This window comes from Micromonospora sp. NPDC003816 (assembly GCF_042874705.1).
Taxonomy (GTDB): Bacteria; Actinomycetota; Actinomycetes; order Mycobacteriales; family Micromonosporaceae; genus Micromonospora.
Window position 1 is genome coordinate 54,008 of sequence record NZ_JBIANP010000003.1, and the last position, 17,456, is coordinate 71,463.

The window sequence follows — 17,456 nt, forward strand, 5'->3', positions numbered from 1 at the left end:
ATGCTCACCGCGGCCGGCCCTGCCGACCGCCCAGCCTCGGAGGCCGCCGCCTGATGAAGCCGGGCCCTCTCCACGACATCGGTACGTCCGACGATGCGACCGGGCCGCCGGGTCACCGCCCGTTCCCCGATCGGCTCGGCGTGACCGTCGATCCGCGTGAGCCCCTCGGGGTGGTCGCCGTGGGTCCGGCCGGCGCCGGGCGGGCGAACGTGCTGGCCGCCCTGCTGGACCTCGACGCCGGGATGTTCACCGTGCCGGCCGGAAGCTGGCTGGTGGTGCGGCACGCGGCCGAGGCGAGCCGGTCCGCCTACGTGCCCGGCTACCGGGCGCCGTTCTCCTACCGTGTGGACCTGCCGGAGGTGGGACCGGCGCTGGCCCGGCCGCCCCGCCGGGTCGAGCTGAACCTGTCCGCGCCACTGCTCAAGCGGTACGTCCTCGTCGACACGCCGGACATCTCCTCGCTCGGACGGACCGGCACCGGGGTCGTGCTCGACGCCGCGGGCCGGGCCGGCGCACTGCTGTTCGTGATCGCGGCGGACCAGTCCTTCAGCGCTGCCGAACTGCACCTGCTCGCCGAGGTCGTGGGTAGCCGGGTCGAGGTCTTCTTCGCGGTGACGCCGGGCGCGGGCGGCTGGGCGTCGCCGGAGTCGGCCGACGGCACGGCGGTGGATCCGATCGCGGTCACCGTCGAGGCGCACCGGGCCGCGTTGCTCGCCGCCGTACCCGGGCTGGCCAGGGCCCGCTGGTTCCCGATCGTCGCGGGCGACGCACTGGACCTGCGGCGGGCGCTCGTCGGGTGGGCCTCCGACGAGGGACTGGAACGCTCCAGCCTCGATCCGCCGGACGTGCCCGGGCTGTACGGCCGGGTGCCGGTGCTGCCGGAGCCGGGCGAGTGGTCCGAGCTGCTCGACCGCCAGGTGCGGTCCGCCGGTCGGCGCATCCGCCAGCATCTGGCGCTGGAACTGGCCAAACTGCACCTGAGGGTGGTGCAGGAGATCGTCTTCGGCACCGGCTGCGCCGGTCTGCCACAGTTGCTCGACCGGGAGATGGAGGCGCTCTCCCTGCTGGCCACCTCGCAGTGCGACCACGCGGTGCGGGAACTGGTCGAGGACGTCGGCGGCCGGCTCTTCGGCGCTCCACTGCCGGAAGGGGTCCGTCGTCGCATCGCCAAGGCGGTCCGGTGGGGAATGTCCGACCACGTCACCGGTCCGGAACTGGAGCGGGTGCTCTTGATCACCAGCACCGCCGGCGTGGCGTCGCTGATCGGCCCCGCCGCGATCGACGCGCTGGCGGCGTACCCCACCGTGCCGCGGACCGAGGTCCTGCCGCCGGTCGCGGTGTCGCTTGCGGGTGGCTGCTGGCAACACTGGCGTACGCCCGCCAACGCCGACCAGAGCGCCGCGCGGGCCTGGTCCCAGCGGGCGTTGCGGGAGGTGGAGCTGGAGTTGTCCCGCGAGATCGCTCGTCGGTTCGAGGCGGTCCGTCTCTCGCTCGGCACGGTGCTGTCCGATGCAGCCGAACACGGCATCCTGCTCGCCTGACCGCCACGCGGCGTACCCCGGCGGCCCGGCCACCGGGGTGCCCGCGTGTGCGTTCAGGACGACCAGCCGTGGTCATCGGGCGGCGGTCGGTGGCGATCCCCGCCGGTCCGGCGTTCCGGTTCCTCGGTTCCGCCGAACCGGTGGCACGATGGGGGGCATGGCGGCTCCGCAGGTTGCACCGGCGCAGACCCCGGACACCGATGAGGTGCCGGCCTCCGATCGGCCGTGGGTGACGATCGTGTGGGACGACCCGGTCAACCTCATGACATATGTGACCTGGGTCTTCCAGAAGCTCTTCGGCTACAGCCGGGAGAAGGCCGAGCAGTTGATGCTGGACGTGCATCACAAGGGCAAGGCGGTGGTCTCCAGCGGGGCCCGCGAGCGCATGGAGCACGACGCCTCGCAGCTGCACGCGTACGGACTGTGGGCGACGGTGGACCGCTCGTGAGCATGTTCCGCCGCCGGGGTGACCGGTACGTCGCCTCGTTCGCCGTCGACGAGGTGCGTGTCCTGCGCAAGGTCGCCTCCGAGGTGGTCGGGCTGCTGACCGACGGGTTCGACCACTCCGACCCGGTGGTGTGCCGACTCTTTCCGGAGGTCTATCCGGAGGACGCGGCGGGGACGGCGGAGTTCCGCCGGTACACCGAGGGCGACCTCAAGACCGCCAAGATCGATCAGGCCGGGGCGATCCTGGCCGCGTTGCCCGACGACGGTGACGGCGGCGGTGAGGTACGCCTGGACGCCGAGGCGGCCGAGGCGTGGCTGCGGGCGCTGAACGACGCCCGGTTGGCGATGGGCGTACGGCTGGAGATCAAGGACGGGACCGATCTGGGGGCAGAACTGGACGATGCGGTCGCCGAGGACCCGTCCTCCAGCCGGGTGTTCCAGCTTTCGGTCTACGCGTATCTCGGTTATCTCCAGGAGTCCCTGCTCAACGCCTTGATCGAGTGACTGTGACCGGCGCGACCTCGCGGTCGTGGGCCGCCGGGCGCTAGTCTTGGCGACGTGCTGAGCATCGACCGGTCGATCGTTGACGCGATCGTCGCCCACGCCCGTCGGGACCACCCCGACGAGGCCTGCGGCGTGGTCGCCGGCCCGATCGGCGGCGACACTCCGACCCGGCACATCCCGATGGAGAACGCCGCCCGCTCGATGACGTTCTACGAGTTCGACTCGATGGAGCACCTGCGGGTGTGGCGCGAGATGGACGACCGCGACGAGGAACCGGTCGTGATCTACCACTCGCACACCGCCACCGAGGCGTACCCCTCGCGGACGGACATCTCCTTCGCCGGTGAGCCCGGCGCCCACTACCTGCTCGTCTCCACCCGCGAACCCGACACGGAGGAGATCCGTTCCTTCCGCATCGTGGACGGGGTGGTCACCGAGGAGCCGGTGCGGATCCTCGACGCCGGGGTGGACCCGCACGCCGTGCAGTCGTACATGTTCGGGCAGAGCCCGGCGACGGTCGACTACGAGTGTTCGGGTCGCTGATCCCCTTCAGCACCCGCACGCCCTTTCCCGTCACCGAGCACACCTGATCGAGGAGTACGACAGACATGGCCATCGAGGTTCGCATCCCCACCATCCTGCGCAGCTACACCGGCGGCGCGAAGGTCGTCGAGGGCAGCGGTGACACGCTGGCCGACCTGCTCACCGACCTGGACTCCCGGCACGCGGGGCTGCGGGGCCGGCTGGTCACCGAGGCCGGCGCGCTGCACCGCTTCGTCAACGTCTACGTCAACGACGAGGACGTCCGGTTCCTGGGCGCGCTGGACGCCAAGCTGAACGACGGCGACAGCGTCACCATCCTGCCCGCCGTGGCCGGTGGCGCGTTCGGCTTCGCGGCCGCTGCGGCGATCAGCCAGCACAGTGCGGCTGCTGCGGCGATCAGCCAGCACCGCGCGCCCGTGGCCGGGCTTCGCGCGCCCGTCGCCGCGAGCTGAGGCGGCCGCGATGACGCGGTACGACAGCCTGCTGGACGCCTGCGGCGGTACGCCCCTGGTGGGGCTGCCCCGACTGTCGCCGACGGTGCCCGACGGGGCACCGCCGGTGCGGCTGTGGGCGAAGCTCGAGGACCGCAACCCGACCGGCAGCGTCAAGGACCGGGCCGCGATGTTCATGGTGCGGGCCGCCGAGGAGTCCGGCAAACTCCGGCCCGGCGACACGATCCTTGAGCCGACCAGCGGCAACACCGGCATCTCGCTGGCCATGGTGGCGAAGCTGCGCGGCTACCGGCTGGTCTGCGTGATGCCGGAGAACGTCTCGACCGAGCGGGTGCAGCTGCTCCGGATGTACGGCGCGGAGATCATCTTCTCGCCGGCGGCGGGCGGCTCCAACCAGGCGGTGGCCACCGCGAAGCAGATCGCCGCCGAGCATCCGGACTGGGTCATGCTGTTCCAGTACGGCAACGAGGCGAACGCCCGGGCGCACTTCGAGACGACCGGCCCCGAGCTGCTGCACGACCTGCCCACGATCACCCACTTCGTGGCCGGGTTGGGCACCACCGGCACGTTGATGGGGACCGGGCGCTACCTGCGCGAGAAGGTCGAGGGCATCCAGATCGTCGCGGCCGAGCCGCGCTACGGCGAGCTGGTCTACGGCCTACGCAACATCGACGAGGGGTACGTCCCGGAGCTCTACGACGCGACCGTGCTCAACCGGCGGTTCTCCGTCGGCACCCGGGACGCGGTACTGCGTACCCGGCAGTTGGTGGAGGTGGAGGGTCTGTTCGTGGGCTTCTCCACCGGGGCGGTGCTGCACGCCGCCCTGGCCGTGGCGCACGAGGCGGTACGGGACGGCCGCCGTGCCGACGTGGCGTTCGTGGTCAGCGACGGCGGCTGGAAGTATCTCAGCACCGGGGCGTACGGCGGCACTCTCGCCGACGCGGAGGACGCCCTGGAGGGGCAGCTCTGGGCCTGAGCCCGGCGACATCGACGAGGGTCATCGGCGTGATGCCGGTGGCCCTCGTCGCGTCGGACGGTCCGGATCAGCCGGTCCGGTAACCCGGGCTCGATCGGATGGGCGGAACGGGTGTCACGTTGGTGACAACTTCCAGCGGATCATTCTTGCGTTCCGGCGCGCGGGCGTAGGCTGCGCAGCGTGGCGTACGCGTCGGTATTGATCATCTCCGGAGCGGCGACCGGCTCGATCGCTACCTATCGTGACAGCGAGACAACTCGATGCGACTGACCGTCCTGGGCTGTGCGGGCAGCTTCCCCGGACCCGAGTCCCCCTGCTCGGCCTATCTGGTCGAGGCCGAGGACTTCCGGCTCCTGGTGGACTTCGGCCCGGGCTCGTTGTCCACCCTCCAGCGGTACGCCGGGCTGCACGCGCCGGACGCCATCCTCCTGACCCACCTGCACTGCGACCACATCCTCGACGCCGCGTCGTACGTGGTGGTCCGGCGGTACGCCCCGGACGGCCCGTACCCGCCGCTGCCGGTGTACGCCCCGGCCGGTGCCCCGGACCGGCTCGCCACCGCGTACGGGCAGGAGGACAGCACGGTCGAGGACGTGTACCAGTTCTACGCGCTGGAACCCGGCACCTTCCCGATCGGCCCGTTCACCGTCACCGTCGACCGGGTGCTGCACCCGGTGGAGACGTACGGCGTGCGGTTGGAGCACGGCGGCCGGACGCTCTGCTACTCGTCGGACACCGCCCCCTGCGAGGCGTTGCTGCGGTTGGCCCAGAACGCCGACGCCTTCCTCTGCGAGGCCAGCTACCTGGACGGCGTGGACAATCCACCCGATCTGCACCTCACCGGACGGGAGGCGGGCGAGGCGGCGGCCAAGGCCAACGTGGGACGGCTGCTGCTGACCCACCTGGTGGCCGCCTGGGGCAGCGAGGCGCACACCGTCACCTCGGCGGCGGCCGCGTACAGCGGCCCGCTGGACGTGGTCCGACCGGGCGCCAGCTACGACATCTGAGCCTGCGCCGGGAGCGGGCAGCGGGGTCGTCGACCGGACTCTAGGATCGCCCGGTGACCGACCCCTCCGCCGGCCCACCCGATCCGCGTCCCGCCGACCGGCCGGCTTCTCCCGCGCCGGGCCGGCCGCCCGCAGGGCCGTACCCTCCGGCGTTCGTGCCGCACCCGCCGGGCGCCTGGGCACCCCCGCCGGGCCCCGGAGCGTACGGTCCTCCGCCACGCCCCGGACCGTTCCCACCGGCGCCGGCACCGCGTCAGCGGCCCCGCACCGGCCTGGTGGTGGGTCTCCTGATCGGTGTCGCCGCGTTGCTGCTCGCGCTCTGCTGCTGCGGCGTGTTCGCCTACCGGGGGTGGTACCAACCGCGTCAGCTTCAGGAACAGCGGGAGGAGTTGGTCGAGACGGCTGGCGTGCCGCCGGAGTCCACCGTGTCGACCGTTCGGCGAGCGACAGGCGGGTCGGCCTGGTGACCCTGGTCGTCGGTCGGCACGACCGAGTCGCCCCGACGGCACCCGGGGACGGTCCGATCGTGGCACCGCATAGGGTGCAGGCATGGCGCGACCTGACGGGCGGGAGCCCGACCGACTCCGACCGGTGACCCTGACCCGTGGCTGGAGCAGCCACCCGGAAGGCTCCGTGCTGGTGGAGTTCGGCGCAACCCGGGTGCTCTGCACGGCGAGCGTCACCGAGGGCGTGCCCCGCTGGCGCCGGGGCTCCGGGCTGGGTTGGGTCACCGCCGAGTACGCGATGCTGCCCCGTGCCACGAACACCCGTTCCGACCGGGAGAGCGTCAAGGGGCGGGTCGGTGGGCGTACCCACGAGATCTCCCGGCTGATCGGTCGGAGCCTGCGCGCGGGCATCGACCTCAAGGCGCTCGGCGAGAACTCGATCGTGCTGGACTGCGACGTCCTGCAGGCCGACGGCGGCACCCGGACCGCCGCGATCACCGGCGCGTACGTGGCGTTGCACGACGCGGTGAGCTGGCTCGCCGACCGCAAGGCCCTGGCCGGCAAGCCGGAGAAGGTGATGCACCGGTCGGTGTCGGCGGTCAGTGTCGGTGTGGTGTCCGGTGAGCCGCGCCTGGACCTGTGCTATGACGAGGACGTGGCCGCCGAGGTCGACATGAACGTGGTCTGCACCGGCACCGGGGACTTCGTCGAGGTGCAGGGCACCGGTGAGGCCGGCGTCTTCGCCCGCGAGCAACTGGACGCGCTGCTCGACCTGGCGGTCGCCGGCTGTCTGGACCTGGCCGAAGCCCAGCGCGCGGCTCTCCTGTGAGGGCCGTCGCGAGCGAACGTGAGCTTGCGAGCCCCACAGTCGCGAGCGAAGGAGAGGTCTATCCATGAACAAGGTCCTGCTCGCCACCCGGAACCGCAAGAAGCTCGTCGAGCTGCAGCGGATCCTCGACGGTGCGCTCGGCGCGCACCGGGTCGCCCTGATCGGGCTCGACGACGTCGAGGCGTACCCGGAGCTGCCGGAGACCGGGCTGACCTTCGGCGAGAACGCGCTGATCAAGGCGCGGGAGGGCTGTCGGCGTACGGGTCTGCCCACCGTCGCCGACGACTCCGGGCTGGCCGTGGACGCGCTCAACGGCATGCCGGGCGTGTTCAGCGCCCGCTGGGCCGGGCGGCACGGTGACGACCAGGCCAACCTCCAGCTCGTCCTGGACCAGATCGGCGACGTGCCGGACGAGCACCGGGGCGCCTCCTTCGTCTGCACGATCGCGTTGGTGCTGCCCGGTGGCAAGGAGCACCTCGTGGACGGCCGTCAGGCGGGTCGGGTGCTGCGTGCCCCGCGTGGTGAGGGCGGTTTCGGTTATGACCCGATCTTCCTGGGTGACGGTCAGGACCGCACCAACGCCGAGCTGACCCCGCAGGAGAAGGACGGGGTCAGCCACCGGGGCAAGGCCCTGCGCGAGCTGGCCGCCCTGATCGCGAAGGTCCTCCCCGCAACTCCCTGACCCACCACCAAGGTCGCCGCCCGGCCCGTCCGGGCCAGGGCCGGCTCTGCGCGGGCCAGCCGCACAGTCAGGTCAGGGGGCCGATCTCGGCCTCGATGGCGGTGCGCAGCGCGGGGCCGGACACCACGTCCCGGGCCGCCTCCATCAGCGGGGCGAGGAAGACGTCCGGGCCGGGTGGGCCGGCGACTCCGCCGAGGGCGGCGATCGCCGCCTGTCCGGCCGGGGACGGCGTCAGCGGGGCCCGGAGCTGGAGTCCGCGTACGGCGGCGAGCAGTTCCACCGCGAGCAGGCTGGTCAGGTTGTCCAGGACCGTCCGCAGCTTCTTGGTCGCCGCCCAGCCCATCGAGACATGGTCCTCCTGCATGCCGCTGGTGGGCAGCGAGTCCACCGAGGCGGGCGCGGCCAGCCGCCGGTTCTCCGCCACGATCCCGGCGGCGGTGTACTGGGCGATCATCAGCCCGGAGTTGACCCCCGCGTCGGGGGAGAGGAAGGCGGGCAGGTCCCGCGAGCGGGTCACGTCGAGCAGCCGGTCGACCCGACGTTCGGAGATCGCACCCACCTCGGACGCGGCGATGGCCAGGTAGTCCGCCGCGAAGCCCAGCGGGGCGCCGTGGAAGTTCCCGGTCGACTCGACCCGCCCGTCCGGCAGCACCACCGGGTTGTCCACCACGGACACCAGTTCCCGGCCGGCGACCGTCCGGACGAAGTCCAGCGTGTCCCGGGCCGCTCCGGCGACCTGAGGCGCGCACCGCATCGAGTAGGCGTCCTGCACCGCGTGGGCCAGGTCGTCGCGGTGCGAGTCCATCACCGCCGAGTTCTGCAACAAGCGGTGGATGTTGGCCGCCGAGACGGCCTGCCCGGGATGCGGGCGGATGGCGTGCAGCTCCGGGCGGAACGGCCGCTCGGAGCCGAGCATCGCCTCGATCGCCAGGGCGGCGGTCACGTCGGCCATGGTGAACAGGTGGGCGGCGTCGTGGATCGCCAGCAGCAGCATGCCGAGCATGCCGTCGGTGCCGTTGATCAGTGCCAGGCCCTCCTTGGCGGCCAGCTCCACCGGAGCGAGACCGGCCTGCCGTAACGCGTCGGCGGCGGGCCGCCGCTCCCCGGCCGGGCCGAGCACCCAACCCTCGCCGAGCAGCACCAGCGCGCAGTGCGCCAGCGGTGCCAGGTCGCCGGAGGCACCCAGCGAGCCGTGCTCCGGCACCCACGGCGTCACGTCGTGGTTGAGCAGGTCGACCAGGGCCTCGGCGACCAGCGGCCGTACCCCGGAGTGGCCCAGCGCCAGCGAACGGACCCGCAGCAGCATCATCGCCCGCACCACCTCGCGGGGCATCGCCGCGCCGACGCCCGCCGCGTGCGAGCGGATCAGCGCGTGCTGGAGTTCGGCACGTCGCTCGGGGGCGACGAACGTGTTGGCGAGCGCGCCGAAGCCGGTGGAGACGCCGTACACCGGACGACCGGCGGCCTCGATGCCGTCCACGATGGACCGGCTGGTCGCCATCGCGGCGATCGTGGCCGGGTCGAGCACGACGGTGGCGGCACCGCGCGCCACGGCGAGCACGTCGGCGGGACAGACCCCGGTGGGTTCGATGGTGACGGTCATCGTGGCACTCCGTTGCGCAGGACCTGGCGGATGAGGGGTACGCCCGGCCGGTAGGCCAGGTGCAGGTGGGACGGGGCGTCGAGGATCATCAGGTCGGCCCGTGCACCGGGCCGCAGCACGCCGACGTCGGTGCGGCGCAACGCCCGCGCGCCGCCTGCGGTGGCGGCCCACACCGCCTCCGCCGGGGTCATCCGCATCTCGCGGACGGCCAACGCGACACAGAACGGCATCGACGACGTGTACGACGAACCGGGGTTGCAGTCGGTGGCGAGGGCGACGGTGACCCCGGCGTCGAGCAGCCGACGCGCGTCCGGATACGGCGACCGGGTGGAGAACTCGGCACCCGGCAGCAGCGTGGCGACCGTGCTGCCCTCGCTGGCCGCCAGCGCGTCCACGTCGGCGTCGTCCAGGTGCGTGCAGTGGTCCACGCTGGCCGCGCCGAGTTCCACCCCCAGGCGTACCCCCGGGCCGGGGCCGAGTTGGTTGGCGTGCACCCGTACGCCGAGACCGGCCGCCTGTCCGCAGGTCAGGATCGCCCGCGCGTGGTCGGCGTCGAACGCGCCCCGCTCGCAGAACACGTCGATCCACCGGGCGTACGGCGCGGCGGCGGCCAACATCGGCCCACAGACCAGCCCCACGTACTCGTCGGGCCGGTCGGCGTACTCGGTCGGCACCACGTGCGCGCCGAGGAACGTGGTCTCCTCGGTCACCTCGGCGGCGATCCGCACCGAGCGGGCCTCGTCGGCGACGGTGAGGCCGTACCCACTCTTGATCTCGATCGTGGTGGTGCCCTGCCGCAACGCCTCGTCGTGCAGTCGGCGCACGGTGGCGCGGAGCTGCCCGTCGGTGGCCGACCGGGTGGCGCCCACGGTGGTCCGGATGCCACCACCGGTGTACGGCTGCCCGGCCATCCGGGCCGCGAACTCCGTCCCCCGGTCCCCGGCGAAGACCAGGTGCGCGTGACTGTCCACGAACCCGGGCAGCACCGCCGCGCCGTCGGCGTCGATCCGCCGGTCCGCAGCCGGCGCGTCGGCGGCCGGACCGACCCAGACCACCTCGCCCGCCTCGACCAGCAGGGCGACCCGCCGACGGAGGCCCAACGGCCCGCCCTCGCCCGCGCCGGCCTCGTTGGTGACCAGCTCGCCGATGTTGTCCACCAGCAGGCTGCCCGCGCGCCCCTTCGGCTCACTGGGCACCGGTCACCTCGGCGATGGCCGTGGCCAGCTCGCGGGGTACGTCGACCCGGACGTGCCGGCCGTCGCGGACCAGCACCCGGCCGTCGACCACCACCTGGGTCACGTCGGCGGCGCCGGCCGCGAACCACACACCCGCCGGGACCACCCCGGCCGTGCGTACGCTGTCCAGCCGCACCGTCACCAGGTCGGCGCGGTCACCGACGGCGAGCCGACCGGCGTCGGTCCAGCCCAGCGCGGCGTGCCCGGCCTCGGTGGCGGCGGTGAGCAGCTCGGCCGGGGCGAAGTGGCCGCGCCGACGGGTCCGCAGCCGCTCGTCGAGTTCCATCGCGCGGGCCTCCTCGAACGGGTCGATCACGGCGTGACTGTCGCTGCCCAGGCTCAACGGGATCCCCGCGTCGGCCATCCGGCGGGCCGGTCCGAGGCCGTCGGCGAGGTCGCGTTCGGTGGTCGGGCAGAGACACACCCCGGTCCGGCTCTCCCCGAGCAGGGTCACGTCGGCGCTGGTGGGGTGGGTGGCGTGCACCGCCGTGGTGGCCGGTCCCAGCACACCGTGCTCGGCCAGCAACCCGGTCGGCGTCAGCCCGTACACCGCCCGGCAGGCGTCGTTCTCGGCGGGCTGCTCCGACAGGTGCACGTGCAGCGGTGCGTCCCGCCGTCGCGCCCAGTCGGCCACGGTGGCGAGCTGGTCGGCCGGGACGGCCCGGACCGAGTGCACGGCCGCGCCGACGCGGGCGCGCTCCCGGTCCGTGGTGAACGCGGCGGCCCGTTCCGCCCACCGCTGCGCGTCACCGTCGCCGAAGCGCTCCTGCGGCCCGACCAACGGCGCACCGTCCACCCCGGCGGTCAGATAGCAGGTGTCCAGCAGCGTCAGCCGGATCCCGGCCTGTGCCGCCGCCTCGACCAGCGCCGCGCCCATCGCGTTCGGGTCCGCGTACGGGGTGCCGCCCGGACCGTGGTGCAGGTAGTGGAACTCGCCCACACAGGTGATCCCGGCCAGCGCCATCTCGGCGTACACCGCGCGGGCCAGCGCCAGGTACGTGTCCGGGTCCAGGCGACCGGTCACCGCGTACATCTGGTCGCGCCAGCTCCAGAAGTCGCCGCGCCCGCCGTGGGTGCGCCCGCGCAGCGCCCGGTGGAACGCGTGCGAGTGGGCGTCGGCCAACCCGGGCAGCGTCAACCCGGGCAGCCGCACCGCGTCGGCGAGCACGTCCACGCCCGCGTCCGGGTCGCCGCCGGGAGTCAGCGGCGTCACGCCGGTGATCCGGCCGTTGACCGTCTCGATCAGCACGTCCGGGGTCGGCGCGGCGTGGGCGGGCAGCCACGCGTACTCGGCGAGCCAGCGGGTGGCGGTCATCCGGCACGCTCCGCGTCGCGCCGGACCGCCCGCGTCAGCTCCGCCAGCACCGTGGCAAGGGCGGTCACCCCGGCCGCGCAGTCCGCGTCGGTGGCCGACTCGGCGGGGGAGTGCGACACACCGGTCGGGTTGCGGACGAAGAGCATCGCCGTCGGTACGTGTGCCGCCAGCACCCCCGCGTCGTGTCCGGCCCCGGTCGGCAGCACCGGCGCGGCCAGCAGCCCGGCCAGCCGGTCGGCCAACCCGCCGTCGAAGGAGACCAGCGGCGTCGCCGACTCCTCGGTCAGGGTCACCTCGGTGCCGTCGCGTCGGGCCCGTTCGGTGGCCTTGGCGCGTACCGCCTCGACCAGCCCGGTGAGGGCCTCCGGCTCGGCGGCCCGCGCGTCCAGCCAGCCGGTCACCCGGGACGGGATCGCGTTGGTGGCGTTCGGCTCCACGGTCACCCGACCCACGGTGGCGTGCGCGTCGCGCAGCCGGGCCTCCTTGTTCGCCGCGAGCACCGTGAACGCGTACGTCAACATGGGATCGCGGCGGTCGGCCATCCGGGTCGTACCGGCGTGGTTGCCCTCGCCCGTGACGTCGAAGCGCCAGCGGCCGTGCGGCCAGATGGCGCTGGCCACCGCCACCGGTGCGTCCCGGTCGACCAGCGCGCGGCCCTGCTCGACGTGCAGCTCCACGAAGGCCGCGAAGCGGCCCAGCAACGCCGGATCGGCCCCCGCCGGCGGGTGTCCCAGCGCCTCGGCGAAGCTCACCCCGGCCGCGTCCCGCAACGCGCCCGCCCGATCGGGACTGATCTGGCCGGTGAGCAGCCGCGAACCCAGGCAGGGTACGCCGAAGCGGGCGCCCTCCTCCTCGACGAAGGCGGCGACGACCAGGGGCCGGGCCGGAGTGACACCGGCCGCCCGCAGTTCGTCCACGGCGAGCCAGGCGCTGACGATGCCGAGCGGCCCGTCGTACGCCCCGCCGTGCGGCACCGAGTCGAAGTGGCTGCCGGTCAGCACCGCGCCACCGGCGTCCGGGTCACCCCACCAGGCGAAGAGGTTGCCGTTGCCGTCCTGCGCCACCGGCATGCCCCGGGCGTCGGCCTGCTCCCGGAACCACGCCCGCAGGCGCAGCTCCGGTGCGGTGAGCGCGTAGCGCAGGTAGCCGCCGCTGTCCGCGTCCCGCCCCACCGGCGCGATCTCGTCCCACAGTTCCCTGAACCTGAAAGGAAGGGACCCTTCCTCTACCGTATGCGTTAGCAAGGGACCCCTCCTCACTCGGACATCGGCACGCGGACGCCGGTGCGGGCGGCGACCTCGCGGGCCGCGTCGTAGCCGGCGTCGACGTGCCGGATCACCCCCATCGCCGGATCGTTGGTGAGCACCCGCTCGATCTTCTGCCCGGCCAGCGCGGTGCCGTCGGCCACGCACACCTGCCCGGCGTGCAGCGACCGGCCGATGCCCACCCCACCCCCGTGGTGGATCGACACCCAGGACGCCCCGCTGGCGGTGTTCACCAGCGCGTTCAGCAGCGGCCAGTCGGCGATCGCGTCGGAGCCGTCGGCCATCGCCTCGGTCTCCCGGTACGGACTCGCCACGCTGCCGCAGTCCAGATGGTCCCGCCCGATCACCACCGGGGCGCTCAGCTCACCGGCGGCGACCATCTCGTTGAACCGCACACCCGCGACGTCCCGCTCGCCGTAGCCGAGCCAGCAGATCCGCGCCGGCAGGCCCTGGAATGCGACCCGCTCACCGGCCATCCGGATCCAGCGGGCCAGCGGCTCGTTCTCCGGGAACAGCTCCAGGATCGCCCGGTCGGTGGCCGCGATGTCGGCCGGGTCGCCGGAGAGCGCCGCCCACCGGAACGGCCCCTTGCCCTCGCAGAACAACGGCCGGATGTACGCCGGCACGAAGCCGGGGAAGTCGAAGGCGCGCGGGTACCCGCCGAGCTGTGCCTCGCCCCGGATCGAGTTGCCGTAGTCGAAGACCTCCGCACCGGCGTCGAGGAAGCCCACCATCGCCTCGACGTGCTTCGCCATCGACGCCCGCGCCCGGTCGGTGAACTCGGCGGGCTTGGCCGTCGCGTAGTCCCGGGCGTCAGCCGGCTCCACCCCCTCCGGCAGGTACGACAGCGGATCGTGGGCGCTGGTCTGGTCGGTGACCACGTCGATCGGCACACCCCGGCGCAGCAGCTCGGGGAAGACCGTGGCGGCGTTGCCGACGACGCCGACGCTGAGCGCCCGCCGGTCCCGCTTCGCCGCCAGGACCCGCGCGACCGCGTCGTCCAGGTCGTCGCCGATCTCGTCCAGGTAGCGGTCGTGCACCCGCCGTTCGAGCCGGGTGCGGTCGACGTCCACGATCAGGCAGACGCCGCCGTTCATGGTGACCGCCAGCGGCTGGGCGCCACCCATCCCACCGCACCCGCCGGTGAGCGTCAGCGTGCCGGCGAGGGTGCCGCCGAACCGCTTCTCGGCGACGGCCGCGAAGGTCTCGTAGGTGCCCTGGAGGATGCCCTGGGTGCCGATGTAGATCCACGAGCCGGCGGTCATCTGGCCGTACATGGTCAGACCGAGCTGTTCCAGGCGGCGGAACTCCGGCCAGGTCGCCCAGTCACCGACCAGGTTGGAGTTGGCCAGCAGCACCCGGGGCGCCCACTCGTGGGTCCGCAGCACCCCGACGGGCCGACCCGACTGCACCAGCATCGTCTCGTCGTCGCGCAGGTCGGTCAGCGTACGCACCAGGGCGTGGTAGGACGGCCAGTCCCGCGCGGCCTTCCCGGTGCCGCCGTAGACGACCAGGTCGTCGGGGCGCTCGGCGACCTCCGGGTCGAGGTTGTTCATCAGCATCCGCAGCGCGGCCTCCTGCGGCCAGTTGCGCGCCGTACGCGTGGTGCCGCGCGCGGCCCGGATGTGTCCGGTGCCCGGCGCGGCCGGGATGGACTGCGTCATGTGCGGAACGCCTCCTAACCGAGGAACAACTGACGACGGGTGGCCGAGGCCTCGAACGCCTCCAGCCGCCGCTGGGTCTCGGCCGGCGCGGCGTCGCAGATCGCCTGGAGCAGCACCATGGCCAGGGTCATCGGAGCGGTGTGCAGGTCGAACACGAGCTGCGCGCCGACCGCGGCGGCGAGCACCACGTCGGCGTGCTCGGTCGCCGGGCTGACCGGGGAGTCGGTGATCGCGACCACGGTCAGCCCGGCGGCCCGGGCCTCGCCGAGCGCGTCCAGGGTCTCCCGGGGATAACGAGGCAGCACGAACGCCAGCAGCGCCCCGGCCCCGGCCTCGGCCGCCTGTTCCAACCGGTCGGTGAGCAGGCTGCCGCCGTCGTCGAGCACCCGCACGTCCGGGTGCACCTTGGCGGCGAAGTACGCGAAGTACGCGGCCAGCGGCGCGGCGGCGCGCAGCCCGAGCACGGGCAGAGGTCGACTGGCGGCCAGCAGTCGCCCGGTCTCGGCGATCCGGTCCCGGTCGGCGAGCTGCCCGGCCAGCCGGTCCAGGTTGCCCATCTCGGCGCGTACGGCCTGTTGAAGCTCGTTGCCGGCGGTGTCCGGACCCGGCGCGGCGGCGGTCAGCTCGCGCAACCGGCGGCGCAGCGCCGGATAACCGTCGTGTCCGAGCGCCACCGCGAACCGGGTGACCGACGGCTGGCTGACCCCGGCCAGCTCGGCGACCTCGGCGGCGGAGAGATAGCCGACGGAGGGCGCGTGCTGCACCAGGCAGTGCGCGATGCGCCGCTGCGTCGGGGTCAGTCGTACCCCGTCGAAGAGGCCGACCATTCGTTCGGTCGACGCGACGGTGGCTCCGTCATTCATTCGTCGACTCTATGCATGAAAACTTTCACGAGGCAACCCTTCCCGACCCCTGCCCGGTCGTGACCTGCGGGTTCGAATCGGCGAGGAAAGGCCCACGACCGGCGGAGAGGGCGAGGTGCGGCGGGTCGATAGGATCCGCACGGCGGTCGACTAGAGGAGTTGTCATGCAGCCGGACGGCCCCTACCGGTACACCCACCTGCTGGGCGGGTCACCGGTCGGCAAAGCGTGGGCAGCCATCGACGGGCAGGGCCGTTTCGTGACGGTGGCGGTGCTCGACGCCGCAGTGGCCGCTTCTCCGGGCTGGCGTGAGGCGTTCGCCGGGATCGTCAACCACCTGGCGCAGGCGCCCGGTGGACTGCCCTTCACCTACGCCGACTTCTCCGCCGCCGCGCCCTGGGTGGCCTATCCCGCCGAGACCGGACCGGCCGCGGAGAAACTCTTCCGGGCCCTCGGGGTCGACTACCAGCCCGTACCCACGCCGGCCCCGCCGCCGGTGTCGGGTCCGCCCGCTCCGGTGTCCGGTGCGCCCCACCCCACCTCCGGTCCGCCGCGCGCGGTGTCCGGTGCACCGCACCCGACCTCCGGGCCGCCGCTTCCGACCTCCGGTGCGCCCCACTCGGTCTCCGGGCCGCCGCGACCGGTCTCGGCTGCTTCGCAACCTGTCTCCGGCCTGCCCAGGCAGCCGATTTACGCCGATCCTGTCCCGGGCGCGCCAATCTCCCCGGGCCTCGGTCCGTCCCTCGACGATCCGCCGCAGCACGATCCGTTCACCGCCCCGGCGCGCCGGATCCAGCCATCCGCACCACCCAAGCGGCAGACCGGTCTGTGGGTCGCGGTCGCCGCGCTGCTCCTGGCTGCCGTCGCCGGTGGCGGCGCCGGCGTCTGGGCCATCTCGGCGAGCGGGTCCGACCCCTCGACGCCAGCTCCCGCCCCGACCGCCACTCCCCCCGCACCGGGGCTCAAGCCGTGGGCGGAGGCCACGCCGCGTAGCGCGGAGGAGCGCACCCTCGCCACCGCGGCGCCGTCGATGGTCTTCCTGGAGGCCGTCCTCACCGGCTTCATCCGCAACCGGCAGGACAACGCACTGCTGCACCCGGAGCCGTTCACCTTCAGCCGTCGGTGCACCGGGGTCGTGGTCAACAACGACGGTCACGTGCTCACCAACGGGCAGTGCGTGCAGCCCGCCCCGGACATCCTGCTCGAACATGCGCTCGGTTCGTTGGCCGACACCCGCGTGGCCGACGGCGAGCTGAAGGCCGCCGAGGTCAGCGGTTTCGTCCGGGCCCGGCTGGCAAGCAGCGTCTTCACCGGACCCGAGGCGGGCACGCCACCGGCGGCCACCCTGTACGGACAGCTGAACGTGGCGAAGGGTGACCTCAAGGACGGCGCGGCGATCCCCGGCACCGTGGTCCGCGCGCTCAGCCTCGACGAGGGCAATCTGGCGCTGGTGAAGCTGGACCAGGCGAACCTGCCCGCCGTGGAGCTGAACACCTCGGCCACCGTGACCGCCGGGACGGCGTTGCACGCGCTCGGCTACGGCACCACCGACACCGACTACCGCTCCGCCGCCTACCAGGTGCTGACCAAGCCGGTGCAGGTGACCGAGCTGGACGTCGAGTCGTCGACCTACCGCATCAACGAGGACATCGGCTCCTCGTCCCGAGGTGGCATCGTGGTCGACGGCGAGGGCCGGGTGGTGGGGATGCTCGACAACGACCTGTTGCAGCCCGACCGGCTGAACCGGCTCGTGGTCCCGGTCTCCCGGATGACCGGACTTCTCGACGCGGCCGGTGTCGCGCACGCGCTCGGCGAGCCTGACCGGATCTACCGCAGCGCCCTGGACGCGTACTTCGGTGACGACGAGGCCGAGGCCGCCGCCCGGTTTGCCGAGGCAGCGGAGGCGGCACCGATGAACGCGTTGGCGCAGGCGTACCGTGAGGCGTCCGTGGCCGCCGGTGGGGAGGTGCCGTCCTCCCGGCCCGGCTGGGCGGTACCGCTGCTGGTAGCGGCCGGAGTCGCACTGGTGGGTGGAATCGTGGTGGTGGTCCTGCTGCGACGGCGACCGAATGCACGGTGACGCCCG

The 17,456-nt window shown here is 73.2% G+C and carries 17 protein-coding genes; 11 read left to right on the forward strand and 6 right to left on the reverse strand.

All coding sequences use genetic code 11. The features are described from left to right. Positions 1-140: 140 nt before the first annotated feature. From ACFYTT_RS11125 to rdgB, 10 genes are all read left to right on the forward strand, one after another. Entirely contained in the window at positions 141-1,541 is a 1,401-nt protein-coding gene (locus tag ACFYTT_RS11125; protein WP_387258726.1) for a hypothetical protein, read from the forward strand. Between the two features lie 157 nt (positions 1,542-1,698). Then, the gene (gene clpS, locus ACFYTT_RS11130) at positions 1,699-1,989 is read left to right on the forward strand and encodes an ATP-dependent Clp protease adapter ClpS (RefSeq protein ID WP_131052082.1); all 291 of its coding nucleotides are present in this window, start codon (positions 1,699-1,701) and stop codon (positions 1,987-1,989) included. A gap of 2 nt (positions 1,990-1,991) precedes the next feature. Next, the gene (locus tag ACFYTT_RS11135; RefSeq protein ID WP_176095674.1) at positions 1,992-2,492 is read left to right on the forward strand and encodes a DUF2017 domain-containing protein; all 501 of its coding nucleotides are present in this window, start codon (positions 1,992-1,994) and stop codon (positions 2,490-2,492) included. Positions 2,493-2,546: 54 nt separating this feature from the next. Continuing rightward, entirely contained in the window at positions 2,547-3,035 is a 489-nt protein-coding gene (locus tag ACFYTT_RS11140; protein ID WP_131052084.1) for a Mov34/MPN/PAD-1 family protein, read from the forward strand. Between the two features lie 65 nt (positions 3,036-3,100). Further along, the gene (locus ACFYTT_RS11145) at positions 3,101-3,487 is read left to right on the forward strand and encodes a MoaD/ThiS family protein (protein ID WP_387258730.1); all 387 of its coding nucleotides are present in this window, start codon (positions 3,101-3,103) and stop codon (positions 3,485-3,487) included. 10 nt (positions 3,488-3,497) lie between these two features. After that, entirely contained in the window at positions 3,498-4,463 is a 966-nt protein-coding gene (locus tag ACFYTT_RS11150) for a PLP-dependent cysteine synthase family protein (RefSeq protein ID WP_131052086.1), read from the forward strand. Positions 4,464-4,723: 260 nt separating this feature from the next. Continuing rightward, the gene (locus ACFYTT_RS11155; protein WP_131052087.1) at positions 4,724-5,470 is read left to right on the forward strand and encodes an MBL fold metallo-hydrolase; all 747 of its coding nucleotides are present in this window, start codon (positions 4,724-4,726) and stop codon (positions 5,468-5,470) included. Positions 5,471-5,523: 53 nt separating this feature from the next. Then, positions 5,524-5,937: a hypothetical protein gene (locus tag ACFYTT_RS11160; protein WP_387258732.1), complete on the forward strand. Its 414-nt coding sequence runs from the start codon at positions 5,524-5,526 to the stop codon at positions 5,935-5,937. Between the two features lie 82 nt (positions 5,938-6,019). Further along, the gene (gene rph, locus ACFYTT_RS11165; protein WP_176092854.1) at positions 6,020-6,745 is read left to right on the forward strand and encodes a ribonuclease PH; all 726 of its coding nucleotides are present in this window, start codon (positions 6,020-6,022) and stop codon (positions 6,743-6,745) included. 64 nt (positions 6,746-6,809) lie between these two features. After that, positions 6,810-7,427, forward strand: a complete 618-nt coding sequence (gene rdgB / locus ACFYTT_RS11170; protein WP_131056644.1) for an RdgB/HAM1 family non-canonical purine NTP pyrophosphatase — start codon at positions 6,810-6,812, stop codon at positions 7,425-7,427. A 67-nt stretch (positions 7,428-7,494) separates the two neighbouring features. Here rdgB and hutH read toward each other — a convergent pair whose 3' ends face one another. From hutH to ACFYTT_RS11200, 6 genes are read right to left on the reverse strand one after another with little or no spacing between them, the layout of a single operon-like run. Next, complete coding sequence (gene hutH, locus ACFYTT_RS11175; RefSeq protein WP_387258735.1) at positions 7,495-9,030, reverse strand: histidine ammonia-lyase; 1,536 nt, start codon at positions 9,028-9,030, stop codon at positions 7,495-7,497. Continuing rightward, the gene (gene hutI / locus ACFYTT_RS11180) at positions 9,027-10,226 is read right to left on the reverse strand and encodes an imidazolonepropionase (protein WP_387258737.1); all 1,200 of its coding nucleotides are present in this window, start codon (positions 10,224-10,226) and stop codon (positions 9,027-9,029) included. Before hutI ends, hutH begins: the two co-directional genes overlap by 4 nt. After that, complete coding sequence (locus ACFYTT_RS11185; RefSeq protein WP_387258739.1) at positions 10,216-11,580, reverse strand: formimidoylglutamate deiminase; 1,365 nt, start codon at positions 11,578-11,580, stop codon at positions 10,216-10,218. The genes hutI and ACFYTT_RS11185 overlap by 11 nt, the downstream gene beginning before the upstream one ends. Beyond that, the gene (locus tag ACFYTT_RS11190; protein WP_387258742.1) at positions 11,577-12,824 is read right to left on the reverse strand and encodes an allantoate amidohydrolase; all 1,248 of its coding nucleotides are present in this window, start codon (positions 12,822-12,824) and stop codon (positions 11,577-11,579) included. The genes ACFYTT_RS11185 and ACFYTT_RS11190 overlap by 4 nt, the downstream gene beginning before the upstream one ends. Positions 12,825-12,835: 11 nt before the next feature. Continuing rightward, positions 12,836-14,509, reverse strand: a complete 1,674-nt coding sequence (gene hutU, locus ACFYTT_RS11195) for a urocanate hydratase (RefSeq protein ID WP_131052680.1) — start codon at positions 14,507-14,509, stop codon at positions 12,836-12,838. Positions 14,510-14,523: 14 nt separating this feature from the next. Continuing rightward, positions 14,524-15,372, reverse strand: coding sequence for a MurR/RpiR family transcriptional regulator (locus tag ACFYTT_RS11200; RefSeq protein WP_131052681.1), 849 nt, complete (start codon positions 15,370-15,372; stop codon positions 14,524-14,526). A 164-nt stretch (positions 15,373-15,536) separates the two neighbouring features. Here ACFYTT_RS11200 and ACFYTT_RS11205 point away from each other — a divergent pair, with 164 nt between their 5' ends. Then, positions 15,537-17,450, forward strand: coding sequence for a trypsin-like peptidase domain-containing protein (locus ACFYTT_RS11205; RefSeq protein WP_387258746.1), 1,914 nt, complete (start codon positions 15,537-15,539; stop codon positions 17,448-17,450). The last annotated feature ends 6 nt before the right edge of the window (positions 17,451-17,456 follow it).

Bases quoted from the DNA above. Each gene is read 5' to 3' on its own strand.
- clpS (WP_131052082.1), top strand. From the start codon at position 1,699: ATGGCGGCTCCGCAGGTTGCACCGGCGCAGACCCCGGACACCGATGAG.
- ACFYTT_RS11135 (WP_176095674.1), top strand. From the start codon at position 1,992: ATGTTCCGCCGCCGGGGTGACCGGTACGTCGCCTCGTTCGCCGTCGAC.
- ACFYTT_RS11145 (WP_387258730.1), top strand. From the start codon at position 3,101: ATGGCCATCGAGGTTCGCATCCCCACCATCCTGCGCAGCTACACCGGC.
- ACFYTT_RS11150 (WP_131052086.1), top strand. From the start codon at position 3,498: ATGACGCGGTACGACAGCCTGCTGGACGCCTGCGGCGGTACGCCCCTG.
- ACFYTT_RS11155 (WP_131052087.1), top strand. From the start codon at position 4,724: ATGCGACTGACCGTCCTGGGCTGTGCGGGCAGCTTCCCCGGACCCGAG.
- rph (WP_176092854.1), top strand. From the start codon at position 6,020: ATGGCGCGACCTGACGGGCGGGAGCCCGACCGACTCCGACCGGTGACC.
- rdgB (WP_131056644.1), top strand. From the start codon at position 6,810: ATGAACAAGGTCCTGCTCGCCACCCGGAACCGCAAGAAGCTCGTCGAG.
- hutH (WP_387258735.1), bottom strand. From the start codon at position 9,030: ATGACCGTCACCATCGAACCCACCGGGGTCTGTCCCGCCGACGTGCTC.
- ACFYTT_RS11185 (WP_387258739.1), bottom strand. From the start codon at position 11,580: ATGACCGCCACCCGCTGGCTCGCCGAGTACGCGTGGCTGCCCGCCCAC.
- hutU (WP_131052680.1), bottom strand. From the start codon at position 14,509: ATGACGCAGTCCATCCCGGCCGCGCCGGGCACCGGACACATCCGGGCC.
- ACFYTT_RS11200 (WP_131052681.1), bottom strand. From the start codon at position 15,372: ATGAATGACGGAGCCACCGTCGCGTCGACCGAACGAATGGTCGGCCTC.
- ACFYTT_RS11205 (WP_387258746.1), top strand. From the start codon at position 15,537: ATGCAGCCGGACGGCCCCTACCGGTACACCCACCTGCTGGGCGGGTCA.